The organism is Stenotrophomonas maltophilia, assembly GCF_006970445.1.
GTDB lineage: Bacteria > Pseudomonadota > Gammaproteobacteria > Xanthomonadales > Xanthomonadaceae > Stenotrophomonas > Stenotrophomonas maltophilia_AU.
Map to the genome: position 1 here is coordinate 884,378 of NZ_CP033877.1, position 12,614 is coordinate 896,991.

Here is a 12,614-nt window from a genome sequence, read left to right on the forward strand (position 1 = left end):
AGGTATAGAACAATGGCAAAGGGTAAGTTCGAGCGCACCAAGCCGCACGTCAACGTCGGCACCATCGGTCACGTCGATCATGGCAAGACCACGCTGACCGCTGCACTGACCAAGATCGGTGCCGAGCGCTTCGGTGGCGAGTTCAAGGATTACTCCTCGATCGACGCCGCGCCGGAAGAAAAGGCTCGTGGTATCACGATCTCGACCGCGCACGTCGAATACGAATCCCCGGTCCGTCACTACGCCCACGTCGATTGCCCGGGCCATGCTGACTACGTCAAGAACATGATCACCGGTGCCGCCCAGATGGACGGCGCGATCCTGGTGTGCTCGGCCGCTGACGGCCCGATGCCGCAGACCCGCGAGCACATCCTGCTGTCGCGTCAGGTCGGCGTGCCGTACATCGTCGTGTTCCTGAACAAGGCCGACATGGTTGACGACGCCGAGCTGCTCGAGCTGGTCGAGATGGAAGTGCGTGAACTGCTGAGCAAGTACGACTTCCCGGGCGACGACACCCCGATCATCGCCGGTTCGGCCCGTCTGGCGCTGGAAGGCGACCAGAGCGACATCGGCGTGCCGGCCATCCTGAAGCTGGTCGACGCCCTGGACAGCTGGATTCCGGAGCCGGAGCGCGCGATCGACAAGCCGTTCCTGATGCCGGTGGAAGACGTGTTCTCGATCTCGGGCCGCGGCACCGTGGTGACCGGTCGTATCGAGCGCGGCGTGATCAAGGTTGGCGACGAAATCGAAATCGTCGGCATCCGTCCGGTGCAGAAGACCACCGTGACCGGCGTTGAAATGTTCCGCAAGCTGCTGGACCAGGGTCAGGCAGGCGACAACGCTGGCCTGCTGCTGCGCGGCACCAAGCGTGACGACGTCGAGCGTGGCCAGGTCCTGGCCAAGCCGGGTTCGATCAAGCCGCACACCAAGTTCGAAGGCGAAGTGTACGTCCTGTCGAAGGACGAAGGCGGCCGCCACACCCCGTTCTTCAACGGCTACCGTCCGCAGTTCTACTTCCGCACCACCGACATCACCGGCGCAGCTGCTCTGCCGGAAGGCGTCGAAATGGTGATGCCGGGTGACAACGTCAAGATGGTCGTCACCCTGATCAACCCGGTGGCAATGGACGAAGGCCTGCGCTTCGCCATCCGCGAAGGTGGCCGTACCGTCGGCGCCGGCGTGGTCTCGAAGATCATCGAGTAATCTGGTAGTATCTGCGCCCCGATGTTGCCTGGGTAGGGCATCGGGGCGTATCAAATGGGAAAGCAGGCACAGGATGTGCCTTGTGTTCCCCGGACCAGGAAGGGTCAATGCCATTCAGGCGGCGTCAACAGGCGACTGTTGACAGCTGCCTTGCGTGCCATTATGCTTCTACGTCTGGGCAGGCCGGGTGACTGGTCTGCCTACGTTTTTGAGGTCTAGGGATTGACCTTGGCGGCCTGCAGGAGTGCGGGCCGTCTGTATTCAGGAATTTCATGGGGCAAAGCAACCCAGAGGCTTTGTCTGTCGCTCTTTTAACGAAGGAACCTACCGCCATGGCGGACCAAAAGATCCGGATCCGGCTGAAAGCGTTCGATCATCGTCTGATCGACCGTTCGGCCAGCGAGATCGTTGAAACGGCAAAGCGGACCGGCGCGCAAGTGCGTGGCCCGATCCCGCTGCCGACCAAGATCGAGCGTTACACCGTTCTCGTTTCCCCGCACGTCGACAAGGACGCGCGTGACCAGTACGAGACCCGCACGCACAAGCGCGTGCTCGATATCGTTGACCCGAATGACAAGACCGTGGACGCGCTGATGAAGCTCGAACTGGCTGCCGGCGTCGACGTTCAGATCAAGCTGACCTGAGGACTACGACCATGACGAAGAAGTATTCGTTGGGCTTCGTGGGCCGCAAGGCTGGCATGAGCCGCGTGTTCACTGAAGATGGCCGCTCCATCCCGGTGACCCTGATCGAAGCAACCCCGAACCGCATCGCGCAGATCAAGACCGTCGAAACCGACGGCTACAGCGCCGTGCAGGTGACCGTCGGCGCGCGTCGCGCTGCCCTGGTCAACAAGCCGGAAGCCGGCCACTTCGCCAAGGCGAAGGTGGAAGCGGGTCGTGGCCTGTGGGAATTCCGCGTTGAAGACGCGCAGCTCGGCGATTTCGCCGTTGGCGGCGAAGTCAAGGCGGACATCTTCGAAGTCGGCCAGATCGTCGACGTCCAGGGTGTCACCAAGGGTAAGGGCTTCCAGGGCACCATCAAGCGCCACAACTTCCGTATGGGCGATGCAACCCACGGTAACTCGCTGTCGCATCGCGCGCCGGGTTCGCTGGGTCAGCGCCAGACCCCGGGTCGCGTTTTCCCGGGCAAGAAGATGTCGGGCCACATGGGCGCGGTGCAGCAGAGCACCCAGAACCTGGAAGTGGTCAAGGTCGACGTCGAGCGCGGTCTGATCGCCGTTCGCGGCGCCGTTCCGGGCGCGGCGGGTGGCGACGTGATCGTCCGTCCGGCGAGCAAGGCATAAGGAGAGATGACGATGGAACTCGTTATCACGGGTAGCAACAACAAGGTCTCGGTCTCCGACGCCGTGTTCGGTCGCGATTTCAGCGAAGATCTGGTCCACCAGGTCGTCGTTGCTTACCGCAACGCCGGTCGCGCCGGCACCAAGGCACAGAAGACTCGCTCTGAAGTGGCTGGTACCACCAAGAAGTCGAAGAAGCAGAAGGGCGGCGGCGCGCGTCATGGCGCACTGACGGCTCCGATCTTCGTCGGCGGCGGTGTCACCTTCGCGGCCAAGCCGCGCAGCTTCGAGCAGAAGGTCAATCGTAAGCAGTACCGTGCCGCCATGTGCGCGATCCTGTCCGAGCTGAACCGTCAGGGCCGTCTGACCATCGTGGAGTCCTTCGATGTCGAAGTGACCAACACGAAGGGTCTGATCGCCAAGCTGGCCGGCCTGGAAGTGGGCAAGCGCCCGCTGATCGTCACTGAAGAAGCGTCCGAGCACCTGTACCTGTCCGCCCGCAATCTGCCGTACGTGCAGGTGCGTGACGTCCAGGGTCTGGATCCGGTCTCGCTGGTTGGTGCCGACACGGTCGTCATCACCGCTGACGCGGTCAAGAAGGTCGAGGAGTGGCTGGCATGAACAGCAACGAAAAAATCTTCAGCGTGCTGCGTGCCCCGCGTGTCTCCGAAAAGACCGCGCGCCTGCAGGAACTCTCCAATCAGTATGTCTTCGAAGTTTCGAACGAAGCCACCAAGGCCGATGTAAAGGCCGCGGTTGAGCAGCTGTTCGACGTCAAGGTCGAAGCCGTCAACGTGGTCAACGTCAAGGGCAAGAACAAGTCCTTCCGTAACCGTGCTGGCCGCCGCGGCGATTGGCGCAAGGCGTACGTTCGTCTGGCCGACGGCCAGTCGATCGATGTAACGGCCAAGGCCTGAGGTACATCCCATGCCATTGATGAAATTCAAGCCCACCTCCCCCGGCCGCCGTTCGGCCGTGCGCGTGGTCACCCCCGACCTGCACAAGGGTGCTCCGCACGCCGCACTGGTCGAGTCGCAGAGCCGCTCGGGTGGTCGTAACCACCATGGCCGCATCACCGTGCGTCACGTCGGTGGTGGTGCCAAGCAGCACTACCGCATCATCGACTTCAAGCGCAACAAGCTGGGCATCCCGGCGCGCGTGGAACGCATCGAATACGATCCGAACCGCACCGCCCACATCGCTCTGCTGTGCTACGTCGACGGTGAGCGTCGCTACATCATTGCCCCGAAGGGCCTGAAGGCTGGTGATCAGGTGATCGCTGGTTCGGACGCCCCGATCAAGGCTGGCAACACCCTGCCGCTGCGCAACATCCCGGTCGGTACCACCATCCACTGCATCGAACTGAAGCCGGGCAAGGGCGCTCAGATCGCTCGCGCCGCTGGTGCGGCCGTGCAGCTGGTGGCTCGTGAAGGCATCTACGCCACCCTGCGCCTGCGCTCGGGTGAAATGCGTAAGGTTCCGGTCGAGTGCTGCGCCACCATCGGCGAAGTCGGCAACGACGAGCACAGCCTGGAAAAGCTGGGCAAGGCCGGTGCCAAGCGTTGGCGCGGCGTCCGCCCGACCGTTCGTGGTGCTGCCATGAACCCGGTTGACCACCCGCACGGTGGTGGTGAGGCGAAGGCCGGCCAGGGTAATCCGCATCCGGTCACCCCGTGGGGTGTCCCGACCAAGGGTTACAAGACGCGCCATAACAAGCGCACTCAGCAGTTCATCGTCCGCGATCGTAGGGGCTAATCGACCATGGCACGTTCACTCAAGAAGGGCCCGTTCGTCGATCACCACCTCGTCAAGAAGGTGGAGGCCGCTGCGGGCAGCAAGAAGCCGATCAAGACCTGGTCGCGCCGTTCGATGATCCTGCCTGACATGGTAGGCGTCACCATTGCCGTGCATAACGGCAAGAACCACATCCCGGTTCTCGTCAACGAGAACATGGTCGGCCACAAGCTCGGCGAATTTGCCATCACCCGGACCTTCAAGGGTCACGGTGGTGACAAGAAGTCGGGCAAGTAAGGAGAGATGACAATGGAAGCGAAAGCCATCCTGCGCACTGCGCGCATCTCCCCGCAGAAGGCTCGTCTGGTCGCTGACCAGGTGCGCGGTCTGCCGGCCGAGCGTGCGGTCAACCTGCTGAAGTTCTCGGACAAGAAGGCTGCCCACCTGATCAAGAAGGTGGTGGAGTCGGCAATTGCCAACGCCGAGAACAACCAGGGCGCCGACGTCGACGAGCTGAAGGTTCAGACCATCATGGTTGATGAAGGTCCGACCCTGAAGCGTTTCATGGCGCGGGCGAAAGGCCGCGGTACCCGCATCCTCAAGCGCACCAGCCACATCACTGTGGTTGTGGGCGCCGCCAAGTAAGCGGATAAGGAAAAGACCATGGGTCATAAAGTTCATCCGATTGGTATCCGCCTCGGCATTTCCAAGGACTGGAACTCCAAGTGGTACGCCAACAAGGCCGAGTTCGCTGGTTACCTGGCAGCCGACCTGAAAGTGCGCGAAATGCTGCGCAAGAAGCTGGCTCAGGCCGGCATCAGCAAGATCCTGATCGAGCGTCCGGCCAAGACCGCTCGCGTGACGATCCACACCGCCCGTCCGGGCGTGGTGATCGGCAAGCGCGGTGAGGACATCGAGAAGCTGCGCAAGGAAGTGAGCGAGATGATGGGCGTCCCGGCGCACATCAACGTCACCGAAGTGCGCAAGCCGGAACTGGACGCGCAGCTCGTTGCCGAGTCGATCGCCCAGCAGCTGGAGCGTCGCATCATGTTCCGCCGCGCAATGAAGCGCTCGGTCGGCAACGCGATGCGCCTGGGTGCCCTGGGCATCAAGGTCAACGTGGGTGGCCGCCTCAACGGTGCAGAAATCGCCCGTTCGGAGTGGTACCGCGAAGGCCGCGTGCCGCTGCACACCCTGCGTGCCGACATCGACTATGGCTTCGCTGAAGCCAAGACGACCTACGGCATCATCGGCATCAAGGTCTGGATCTACAAGGGCGAAGTCTTCGATTTCTCCCAGGTTGGCCAGGAAAAGCAGGACGACACCCCGTCGCGCAACGATCGTCATGATCGCGGCGACCGCGGTGACCGTCAGCGCCCGGCCCGTGAAGCGAGGTAACGACAATGTTGCAACCCAAGCGAACCAAGTACCGCAAGGTACACAAAGGCCGTAACGATGGCCTGAGCTGGAGCGCCAACGCTGTCAGCTTCGGCGAGTACGGCCTGAAGGCAACCGCCCACGGTCAGCTGACCGCGCGTCAGATCGAAGCGGCCCGCCGCTCGATCAGCCGCTACGTCAAGCGCGGTGGCAAGATGTGGATCCGCGTGTTCCCCGACAAGCCCATCACCAAGAAGCCCATCGAAGTTCGAATGGGTTCGGGTAAGGGCAACGTGGAATACTGGGTGGCCCAGATCCAGCCCGGCCGCATGATCTATGAAATCGAGGGTGTTTCCGAGGAAGTGGCACGCGAGGCGTTCCGCCTGGCCGCCGCGAAGCTCTCGGTCACCACCACTTTCGTGACCCGGACGGTGCGCTGATGGATATCAAAACTCTCCGTGAAAAGTCGGCTGACGAACTCAAGGCCCACCTGATCGACCTGCGTAAGGAACAGTTCTCTGTCCGTATGCAGCAGGTCACCGGCCAGCTGCCGAAGACCCACGACATCCGCCGGGTCCGTCGCGAGATTGCTCGCGTCAAGACCCTGCTCGGCAGCACGAAGTAAGGATGGCCGCTATGAGCGACAATACTGAAAACAAGACGCTGCGCACGGTCGAAGGCCGTGTCGTCAGCAACAAGATGGACAAGACGGTTACCGTCCTGGTTGAGCGTCAGGTCAAGCACGCGCTGTACGGCAAGTACATCAAGCGCTCGACCAAGCTGCACGCCCACGATGCCGACAACGCCTGCAAGGAAGGCGATGTCGTCCGCGTGACCGAGATTGCTCCGATGTCCAAGACCAAGAACTGGCGCGTGGTGGAAGTCATCACGCGTGCGGCTGAATAAGGAGTCTGAATCATGATCCAGATGCAGAGCTACCTTGACGTCGCGGACAATTCGGGTGCCAAGCAGGTGATGTGCTTCAAGGTGCTGGGTGGTTCCAAGCGCCGTTACGCCGGTATCGGCGACATCATCAAGGTCACCGTGAAGGATGCAATTCCGCGCGGCAAGGTCAAGAAGGGTGAAGTGTATGACGCCGTCGTGGTGCGTACCCGCAAGGGTGTGCGTCGCGCCGACGGTTCGCTGATCCGCTTCGACGGCAACGCTGCCGTCCTGCTGAACAACAAGCAGGAGCCGATCGGTACCCGTATCTTCGGGCCGGTGACCCGTGAACTTCGTTCGGAGAAGTTCATGAAGATCGTCTCGCTCGCTCCCGAAGTGCTGTGAGCGACAGGAGATAATCATGGCTAACCGTATCAAGAAGGGCGACCAGGTTGTCGTCAACGCTGGCAAGGACAAGGGCAAGCAGGGCGAAGTCGTCCGCGTCGACGGCGACCGTGTGGTCGTCGCCAACGTGAACATCGTCAAGCGCCACACCAAGCCGAACCCGCAGGCAGGTGTTGCCGGCGGCGTGGTCGAGCGCGAAGCTTCGATCCATATCTCCAACGTGAATGTTCTGAACCCGGCTTCGGGCAAGGGCGAACGCGTTGGCTTCAAGGTGCTGGAGGATGGACGCAAACTGCGTGTGTTCCGCTCCAGCGGTGAGGCGCTCGACGCCTGAGGAATGAGAAGATGAGTTCCCGTCTCGAAAAGTTCTACAAGGACGAAGTGGTGCCGGCGCTGATGAAGCAGTTCGGCTACACCAATCCGATGGAAGTGCCGAAGCTGGTCAAGGTCACCCTGAACATGGGTGTCGGCGAAGCGGCCACCAACAAGAAGATCCTGGAAAACGCCGTCGGCGACATGACCAAGATTTCCGGCCAGAAGCCGGTTGTCACCAAGTCGCGTGTGTCGGTTGCGTCGTTCAAGATCCGCGATGGTTGGCCGATCGGCTGCAAGACCACGCTGCGTCGCCACAAGATGTACGAGTTCCTGGATCGCCTGATCAACATCTCGCTGCCGCGCGTGCGCGACTTCCGTGGTGTTTCTGGTCGTTCCTTCGACGGTCGCGGCAACTTCAACATGGGTGTGAAGGAACAGATCATCTTCCCGGAAATCGACTTCGACGCTGTCGACGCGATCCGCGGCATGGATATCGCCATCACCACCACTGCGAAGACCGACGCGGAAGCGAAGGCGCTGCTGGCAGCGTTCAAGTTCCCGTTCCGTAACTGATCTGTCGAGGAAACCGAAATGGCAAAGACCTCCATGGTCAACCGCGACATCAAGCGGGAAAAGCTGGCAAAGAAGTACGCTGAAAAGCGTGCGGCTCTGAAGAAGATCGTGTCCTCCGTGGACGCGACCTACGAAGAGAAGATCGACGCCGCAACCAAGCTGGCCAAGCTGCCGCGCGATTCGTCGCCGAGCCGCCAGCGCAACCGTTGCGAGCTGTCGGGTCGTCCGCGTGGCGTCTACAGCAAGTTCGGCCTCGGCCGTAACAAGCTGCGCGAAGCCACCATGCGTGGCGACGTCCCGGGTCTGCGCAAGGCCAGCTGGTAATCCCAGCCGGCCCTGCGATCAGGAGCCCCTTCGGGGGCTGCTGAACCGGGGAGGGGAGGCGTTCAGCTTCCTTTCTGCGAAAAAACCCGAAGAGCCCGACGCAAATCGGGCTCTTTTGGCGTATACTCCCGCGTCTTGCCCTGCGCAAACGGGGTTGTAGGAGTGGGCTTTCGGCCCGCTGCATCAAGGGACCTGGCCCGTTTCCAGGAGACAACAGATTTTCGCGAAAGCGGATATCGGTGCACTCAAAGGTACTCATATGAGCATGACTGATCCCATCGCCGACCTGCTGGTCCGCATCAAGAATGCGGCCGCGGTTGGCAAGCAGACGGTGAAAGCCCCGTCGTCCAAGATCAAGGTTGCGATCGCCCAGGTCCTGAAGGACGAGGGTTACATCACCGACCTGCGCGTGACCCAGCTGGAAAACAACAAGTCCGAGCTGGAAATCGTGCTGAAGTATTTCGAAGGCAAGCCGGTCATCGCGACCCTGAAGCGCTTCTCGCGTTCGGGCCTGCGCCAGTACCGCGGCAAGAGCGAGCTGCCGAAGGTCATGAATGGCCTGGGTATCTCCATCATTTCCACCTCCAAGGGCATCATGACTGATGCGCAGGCGCGCCAGCTGGGCGTCGGCGGCGAAGTCCTGTGCTTCGTGGCCTAAGGCGAAAGGAGTAGAACTATGTCCCGCGTAGCCAAGAAGCCCGTCACCCTGGGTAAGGTTGAACTGAACGTCCAGTCGGAAAGCATCACCGTCAAGGGCCCGAAGGGCACCCTGTCGCTGGTCAAGCCGGCCGGTATTGCCATCAATGTCGACAGCGGCGTTGCCACCCTGAGCACCGAGAACGCCGACCTGGTCGCGCTGACCGGTACCGTGCGTGCGATCCTGGCCAACATGGTCAAGGGCGTGTCCGAAGGCTTCGAGCGCAAGCTGGAGCTGGTCGGCGTGGGTTACCGCGCTGCCATGCAGGGCAAGGATCTGAGCCTGTCGCTCGGTTTCTCGCACCCGGTCGTGTTCGTGGCGCCGGAAGGCATCACCATCACCACCCCGACCCAGACCGAGATCCTGGTCCAGGGCGCTGACAAGCAGGTCGTCGGTGAAGTCGCCGCCAAGATCCGTGCGTTCCGCAAGCCGGAGCCGTACAAGGGCAAGGGCGTGAAGTACTCCGACGAAGTCATCATCCGTAAGGAAGCCAAGAAGGCCTAATTAGGCGCTTCCGCTTTCAAGGGAAAAACATCATGAACAAGAACATCGCCCGCCTGCGTCGCGCCAAGTCGACCCGCGCCCACATCCGTGAGCTCGGCGTCGCCCGCCTGTCGGTGCTGCGCACCGGCCAGCACCTGTACGCCCAGGTCTTCACCGCCGACGGTTCCAAGGTGCTGGCTGCCGCCAACACCACCCAGACCGACGTCATGGAAGGCCTGAAGAACGGCAAGAACGCCGATGCCGCTGCCAAGGTTGGCCGCATCGTCGCTGAGCGCGCCAAGGCCGCCGGCGTCGAGAAGGTTGCCTTCGATCGTTCGGGCTACCGCTACCACGGCCGCATCAAGGCCCTGGCAGAAGCCGCGCGCGAAGCTGGCCTGCAGTTCTAAGGGATCAGGGCAGGGGGCCGATGGCCTCCTGCCCGCCTGCTCGCCAGCCTGAGTGAGGCTGGACGGCGCCGCTCTTCTGCAGTGGCCCACCGGAACGACGCGTCACTTCACAACCATAAGCGGCCCTGAGCCGTACATACCCAAACAACCAAGGAATCAACATGGCAGAAGAGCGTCAGCAGCGGGGTCGCGATCGCGACCGTAACCGCGAAGAGAAGATCGACGACGGCATGATCGAAAAGCTGGTCGCGGTCAACCGCGTCAGCAAGACCGTCAAGGGTGGCCGCCAGTTCACCTTCACCGCCCTGACCGTTGTCGGCGACGGCGAAGGCAAGGTCGGTTTCGGTTATGGCAAGGCCCGCGAAGTGCCGGTCGCCATCCAGAAGTCGATGGAACAGGCTCGCAAGAACCTGGTCAGCGTTGACCTGAACAACGGCACCCTGTGGCACACCATCAAGGATGGTCACGGCGCAGCCCGCGTGTTCATGCAGCCGGCTTCGGAAGGTACTGGCGTCATCGCCGGTGGTGCCATGCGCGCCGTGCTGGAAGCCGTTGGCGTGAAGAACGTGCTGGCCAAGGCCACCGGTTCGCGCAACCCGATCAATCTGGTGCGTGCCACCGTGAAGGGCCTGACTGCTGCGCAGTCGCCGGCTCGCATCGCGGCCAAGCGCGGCAAGAAGGTGGAGGAACTCAACCATGGCTAATGAGTCCAACAAGACTGTGAAGGTGCGCCTGGTGCGCGGCCTGCGTGGTACTCAGTCGCGTCACCGCCTGTCGGTGCGTGCTCTGGGCCTGAACAAGCTCAACGATGTGCGTGAACTGAAGGACAGCCCGCAGGTTCGCGGCCTGATCAACACCGTTCACTACCTCGTCAAGGTTGAGGAGTAATCGATCATGACTCTGCGTCTCAATGAACTGAGCCCGGCACCGGGCGCCCGCACCGAGCGCACCCGCGTCGGTCGCGGTATCGGCTCGGGCCTGGGCAAGACTGCCGGCCGCGGCCACAAGGGTTCGTTCGCCCGTAAGGGTGGCGGCAAGATCAAGGCTGGCTTCGAAGGCGGCCAGACCCCCATGCAGCGTCGTCTGCCGAAGATCGGCTTCCGTTCGCCGATCGCCAAGGACACCGCTGAAGTGCTGCTGTACGCGCTGGACAAGCTGCCGGCCGGTGAGATCGACTTCGCCGCCCTGCGTGCTGCCAAGCTGGTCCCGAGCACCGCAAAGAAGGCCAAGGTCGTCGTCAAGGGCGAAGTGACCAAGGCGTTCACCCTGAAGGGTATTGCTGCCACGGCTGGTGCCAAGGCCGCGATCGAAGCTGCCGGCGGCAGCGTAACGGAGTAAGAAAATCATGGCGCAAGCTGGCATCGGTAACCTCGCGGGCGGAATGGGCAAGTTCACTGAACTTCGCCAACGTTTGCTGTTCGTCGTCGGGGCTTTGATCGTCTATCGCATCGGCTGCTACGTGCCGGTGCCGGGCGTCAATCCCGATGCCATGCTTGCCATGATGCAAACGCAGGGCGGCGGCATCGTGGACATGTTCAACATGTTCTCGGGCGGCGCCCTGCACCGTTTCAGCATCTTCGCGCTGAACGTGATGCCGTACATCTCGGCATCGATCGTGATGCAGCTGGCCGTGCACATCTTCCCCGCCCTGAAGGCGATGCAGAAGGAAGGTGAGTCCGGTCGCCGCAAGATCACCCAGTATTCGCGCATCGGCGCCGTGCTGCTGGCAGTGGTGCAGGGCGGCTCGATCGCGCTGGCCCTGCAGGGCCAGGTCTCGCCGTCGGGCGCTCCGGTCGTGTATGCGCCGGGCATGGGCTTCGTGCTCACTGCCGTGGTCGCACTGACCGCTGGCACCATGTTCCTGATGTGGGTCGGTGAGCAGGTCACCGAGCGCGGCATCGGCAACGGCGTGTCGCTGATCATCTTCGCCGGTATCGTGGCGGGCCTGCCGGGTGCGGTCATCCACACCTTCGACGCCTACCGCGACGGCAACATCCAGTTCATCCAGCTGCTGCTGATCGCCATCGTGGTGCTCGCCTTCACCTTCTTCGTGGTGTTCGTCGAGCGTGGCCAGCGCCGGATCACGGTCAATTACGCGCGCCGCCAGGGCGGTCGCAACGCGTACATGAACCAGACCTCGTTCCTGCCGCTGAAGCTCAACATGGCTGGCGTCATCCCGGCGATCTTCGCCTCGAGCCTGCTGGCCTTCCCGGCCACCCTGGCCATGTGGTCCGGCCAGGCCGCCAACCAGAGCAGCTTCGGTCAGGTCCTGCAGAAGGTCGCCAATGCCCTGGGTCCGGGCGAGCCGCTGCACATGATCGTGTTCGCCGCGCTGATCACCGGTTTCGCGTTCTTCTATACCGCGCTGGTGTTCAACTCGCAGGAAACCGCTGACAACCTGAAGAAGTCGGGCGCGCTGATTCCGGGCATCCGTCCGGGCAAGGCCACCGCCGACTACATCGACGGCGTGCTGACCCGCCTGACCGCGGCCGGCTCGGCGTACCTGGTGATCGTCTGCTTGCTGCCGGAACTGATGCGCACGCAGCTGAATGCTTCGTTCTACTTCGGTGGTACTTCGCTGCTGATCGTGGTGGTGGTGGTGATGGACTTCATCGCCCAGGTGCAGGCGCACCTGATGTCCCATCAGTACGAGAGCCTGCTGAAGAAGGCCAACCTGAAGGGTGGCAACCGCGGCGGTTTTGCCCGCGGCTGATAGGCCTGTTATACTTTCGTCTTCCTGACGTGATGGTCCCTCCGCTTCGCGGACTCCGGCCACACAAACGAAGGGCGGCCCCCGCAGCGGTTCCGGGTGGGGGTGTGATGAGGTGGTCCCGCGCTGGAGTAGCGCGGGCGGCTCCGGGGGAAACCCCAGGTCCAACCCCATCCGGCGCCGGAGCCTGGGCACACTCCC

Annotated in this window: 23 protein-coding genes; all 23 read left to right on the forward strand. The window is 62.4% G+C overall.

Going from position 1 to position 12,614, the window contains the following annotated elements:
* The first annotated feature begins 12 nt into the window (after positions 1-12).
* The 23 genes from tuf (at position 13) to secY (ending at position 12,416) form a co-directional block, all read left to right on the forward strand.
* The gene (tuf, locus tag EGM71_RS03925) at positions 13-1,203 is read left to right on the forward strand and encodes an elongation factor Tu (RefSeq protein ID WP_004154360.1); all 1,191 of its coding nucleotides are present in this window, start codon (positions 13-15) and stop codon (positions 1,201-1,203) included.
* A gap of 332 nt (positions 1,204-1,535) precedes the next feature.
* A complete protein-coding gene (rpsJ, locus tag EGM71_RS03930) occupies positions 1,536-1,847 on the forward strand; it encodes a 30S ribosomal protein S10 (protein ID WP_005408208.1) in 312 nt (103 codons plus the stop codon).
* A gap of 11 nt (positions 1,848-1,858) precedes the next feature.
* The gene (gene rplC, locus EGM71_RS03935) at positions 1,859-2,509 is read left to right on the forward strand and encodes a 50S ribosomal protein L3 (RefSeq protein WP_004145336.1); all 651 of its coding nucleotides are present in this window, start codon (positions 1,859-1,861) and stop codon (positions 2,507-2,509) included.
* Between the two features lie 12 nt (positions 2,510-2,521).
* Positions 2,522-3,127, forward strand: coding sequence for a 50S ribosomal protein L4 (gene rplD, locus EGM71_RS03940; RefSeq protein ID WP_004145337.1), 606 nt, complete (start codon positions 2,522-2,524; stop codon positions 3,125-3,127).
* Positions 3,124-3,423 carry a 50S ribosomal protein L23 gene (gene rplW, locus EGM71_RS03945; RefSeq protein WP_004145338.1) on the forward strand — a complete coding sequence of 100 codons (300 nt, stop codon included), beginning with the start codon at positions 3,124-3,126 and terminating at the stop codon, positions 3,421-3,423. Before rplD ends, rplW begins: the two co-directional genes overlap by 4 nt.
* Positions 3,424-3,433: 10 nt before the next feature.
* Entirely contained in the window at positions 3,434-4,261 is an 828-nt protein-coding gene (gene rplB, locus EGM71_RS03950) for a 50S ribosomal protein L2 (RefSeq protein ID WP_004145339.1), read from the forward strand.
* Positions 4,262-4,267: 6 nt separating this feature from the next.
* Positions 4,268-4,537, forward strand: coding sequence for a 30S ribosomal protein S19 (gene rpsS / locus EGM71_RS03955; RefSeq protein WP_004154485.1), 270 nt, complete (start codon positions 4,268-4,270; stop codon positions 4,535-4,537).
* A 12-nt stretch (positions 4,538-4,549) separates the two neighbouring features.
* Positions 4,550-4,885: a 50S ribosomal protein L22 gene (rplV, locus tag EGM71_RS03960; RefSeq protein WP_004145348.1), complete on the forward strand. Its 336-nt coding sequence runs from the start codon at positions 4,550-4,552 to the stop codon at positions 4,883-4,885.
* Between the two features lie 18 nt (positions 4,886-4,903).
* On the forward strand, positions 4,904-5,638 hold the full coding sequence (gene rpsC / locus EGM71_RS03965) for a 30S ribosomal protein S3 (RefSeq protein ID WP_004145350.1): 735 nt from the start codon (positions 4,904-4,906) through the stop codon (positions 5,636-5,638).
* Positions 5,639-5,643: 5 nt separating this feature from the next.
* Positions 5,644-6,057, forward strand: coding sequence for a 50S ribosomal protein L16 (gene rplP / locus EGM71_RS03970; protein WP_004154486.1), 414 nt, complete (start codon positions 5,644-5,646; stop codon positions 6,055-6,057).
* Positions 6,057-6,242 (forward strand): 50S ribosomal protein L29, encoded by a 186-nt coding sequence (gene rpmC, locus EGM71_RS03975; RefSeq protein ID WP_004154487.1) that lies wholly within the window; start codon positions 6,057-6,059, stop codon positions 6,240-6,242. The genes rplP and rpmC overlap by 1 nt, the downstream gene beginning before the upstream one ends.
* 11 nt (positions 6,243-6,253) lie before the next feature.
* A complete protein-coding gene (gene rpsQ, locus EGM71_RS03980) occupies positions 6,254-6,523 on the forward strand; it encodes a 30S ribosomal protein S17 (RefSeq protein ID WP_053519744.1) in 270 nt (89 codons plus the stop codon).
* 12 nt (positions 6,524-6,535) lie between these two features.
* Positions 6,536-6,904 (forward strand): 50S ribosomal protein L14, encoded by a 369-nt coding sequence (gene rplN / locus EGM71_RS03985; protein ID WP_010483978.1) that lies wholly within the window; start codon positions 6,536-6,538, stop codon positions 6,902-6,904.
* 16 nt (positions 6,905-6,920) lie between these two features.
* Positions 6,921-7,238, forward strand: a complete 318-nt coding sequence (gene rplX, locus EGM71_RS03990) for a 50S ribosomal protein L24 (protein ID WP_004154490.1) — start codon at positions 6,921-6,923, stop codon at positions 7,236-7,238.
* Positions 7,239-7,249: 11 nt separating this feature from the next.
* Positions 7,250-7,792 (forward strand): 50S ribosomal protein L5, encoded by a 543-nt coding sequence (gene rplE / locus EGM71_RS03995; protein ID WP_004154491.1) that lies wholly within the window; start codon positions 7,250-7,252, stop codon positions 7,790-7,792.
* Positions 7,793-7,810: 18 nt separating this feature from the next.
* Positions 7,811-8,116 (forward strand): 30S ribosomal protein S14, encoded by a 306-nt coding sequence (gene rpsN / locus EGM71_RS04000; protein ID WP_005408209.1) that lies wholly within the window; start codon positions 7,811-7,813, stop codon positions 8,114-8,116.
* Positions 8,117-8,375: 259 nt separating this feature from the next.
* Positions 8,376-8,774 carry a 30S ribosomal protein S8 gene (gene rpsH, locus EGM71_RS04005; protein WP_005408210.1) on the forward strand — a complete coding sequence of 133 codons (399 nt, stop codon included), beginning with the start codon at positions 8,376-8,378 and terminating at the stop codon, positions 8,772-8,774.
* 18 nt (positions 8,775-8,792) lie between these two features.
* The gene (gene rplF, locus EGM71_RS04010) at positions 8,793-9,317 is read left to right on the forward strand and encodes a 50S ribosomal protein L6 (protein WP_164119290.1); all 525 of its coding nucleotides are present in this window, start codon (positions 8,793-8,795) and stop codon (positions 9,315-9,317) included.
* A 32-nt stretch (positions 9,318-9,349) separates the two neighbouring features.
* Positions 9,350-9,703 carry a 50S ribosomal protein L18 gene (rplR, locus tag EGM71_RS04015; protein ID WP_005408212.1) on the forward strand — a complete coding sequence of 118 codons (354 nt, stop codon included), beginning with the start codon at positions 9,350-9,352 and terminating at the stop codon, positions 9,701-9,703.
* A gap of 161 nt (positions 9,704-9,864) precedes the next feature.
* The gene (rpsE, locus tag EGM71_RS04020) at positions 9,865-10,407 is read left to right on the forward strand and encodes a 30S ribosomal protein S5 (RefSeq protein WP_005415419.1); all 543 of its coding nucleotides are present in this window, start codon (positions 9,865-9,867) and stop codon (positions 10,405-10,407) included.
* Complete coding sequence (gene rpmD, locus EGM71_RS04025; RefSeq protein ID WP_004154497.1) at positions 10,400-10,591, forward strand: 50S ribosomal protein L30; 192 nt, start codon at positions 10,400-10,402, stop codon at positions 10,589-10,591. Before rpsE ends, rpmD begins: the two co-directional genes overlap by 8 nt.
* A gap of 6 nt (positions 10,592-10,597) precedes the next feature.
* The gene (gene rplO, locus EGM71_RS04030) at positions 10,598-11,041 is read left to right on the forward strand and encodes a 50S ribosomal protein L15 (RefSeq protein WP_004154498.1); all 444 of its coding nucleotides are present in this window, start codon (positions 10,598-10,600) and stop codon (positions 11,039-11,041) included.
* Positions 11,042-11,048: 7 nt separating this feature from the next.
* Positions 11,049-12,416 (forward strand): preprotein translocase subunit SecY, encoded by a 1,368-nt coding sequence (secY, locus tag EGM71_RS04035; RefSeq protein WP_101764976.1) that lies wholly within the window; start codon positions 11,049-11,051, stop codon positions 12,414-12,416.
* The last annotated feature ends 198 nt before the right edge of the window (positions 12,417-12,614 follow it).

Coding starts and splice junctions, on each gene's coding strand:
- tuf (WP_004154360.1), top strand. CDS start 13: ATGGCAAAGGGTAAGTTCGAGCGCACCAAGCCGCACGTCAACGTCGGC.
- rpsJ (WP_005408208.1), top strand. CDS start 1,536: ATGGCGGACCAAAAGATCCGGATCCGGCTGAAAGCGTTCGATCATCGT.
- rplC (WP_004145336.1), top strand. CDS start 1,859: ATGACGAAGAAGTATTCGTTGGGCTTCGTGGGCCGCAAGGCTGGCATG.
- rplD (WP_004145337.1), top strand. CDS start 2,522: ATGGAACTCGTTATCACGGGTAGCAACAACAAGGTCTCGGTCTCCGAC.
- rplW (WP_004145338.1), top strand. CDS start 3,124: ATGAACAGCAACGAAAAAATCTTCAGCGTGCTGCGTGCCCCGCGTGTC.
- rplB (WP_004145339.1), top strand. CDS start 3,434: ATGCCATTGATGAAATTCAAGCCCACCTCCCCCGGCCGCCGTTCGGCC.
- rpsS (WP_004154485.1), top strand. CDS start 4,268: ATGGCACGTTCACTCAAGAAGGGCCCGTTCGTCGATCACCACCTCGTC.
- rplV (WP_004145348.1), top strand. CDS start 4,550: ATGGAAGCGAAAGCCATCCTGCGCACTGCGCGCATCTCCCCGCAGAAG.
- rpsC (WP_004145350.1), top strand. CDS start 4,904: ATGGGTCATAAAGTTCATCCGATTGGTATCCGCCTCGGCATTTCCAAG.
- rplP (WP_004154486.1), top strand. CDS start 5,644: ATGTTGCAACCCAAGCGAACCAAGTACCGCAAGGTACACAAAGGCCGT.
- rpmC (WP_004154487.1), top strand. CDS start 6,057: ATGGATATCAAAACTCTCCGTGAAAAGTCGGCTGACGAACTCAAGGCC.
- rpsQ (WP_053519744.1), top strand. CDS start 6,254: ATGAGCGACAATACTGAAAACAAGACGCTGCGCACGGTCGAAGGCCGT.
- rplN (WP_010483978.1), top strand. CDS start 6,536: ATGATCCAGATGCAGAGCTACCTTGACGTCGCGGACAATTCGGGTGCC.
- rplX (WP_004154490.1), top strand. CDS start 6,921: ATGGCTAACCGTATCAAGAAGGGCGACCAGGTTGTCGTCAACGCTGGC.
- rplE (WP_004154491.1), top strand. CDS start 7,250: ATGAGTTCCCGTCTCGAAAAGTTCTACAAGGACGAAGTGGTGCCGGCG.
- rpsN (WP_005408209.1), top strand. CDS start 7,811: ATGGCAAAGACCTCCATGGTCAACCGCGACATCAAGCGGGAAAAGCTG.
- rpsH (WP_005408210.1), top strand. CDS start 8,376: ATGAGCATGACTGATCCCATCGCCGACCTGCTGGTCCGCATCAAGAAT.
- rplF (WP_164119290.1), top strand. CDS start 8,793: ATGTCCCGCGTAGCCAAGAAGCCCGTCACCCTGGGTAAGGTTGAACTG.
- rplR (WP_005408212.1), top strand. CDS start 9,350: ATGAACAAGAACATCGCCCGCCTGCGTCGCGCCAAGTCGACCCGCGCC.
- rpsE (WP_005415419.1), top strand. CDS start 9,865: ATGGCAGAAGAGCGTCAGCAGCGGGGTCGCGATCGCGACCGTAACCGC.
- rpmD (WP_004154497.1), top strand. CDS start 10,400: ATGGCTAATGAGTCCAACAAGACTGTGAAGGTGCGCCTGGTGCGCGGC.
- rplO (WP_004154498.1), top strand. CDS start 10,598: ATGACTCTGCGTCTCAATGAACTGAGCCCGGCACCGGGCGCCCGCACC.
- secY (WP_101764976.1), top strand. CDS start 11,049: ATGGCGCAAGCTGGCATCGGTAACCTCGCGGGCGGAATGGGCAAGTTC.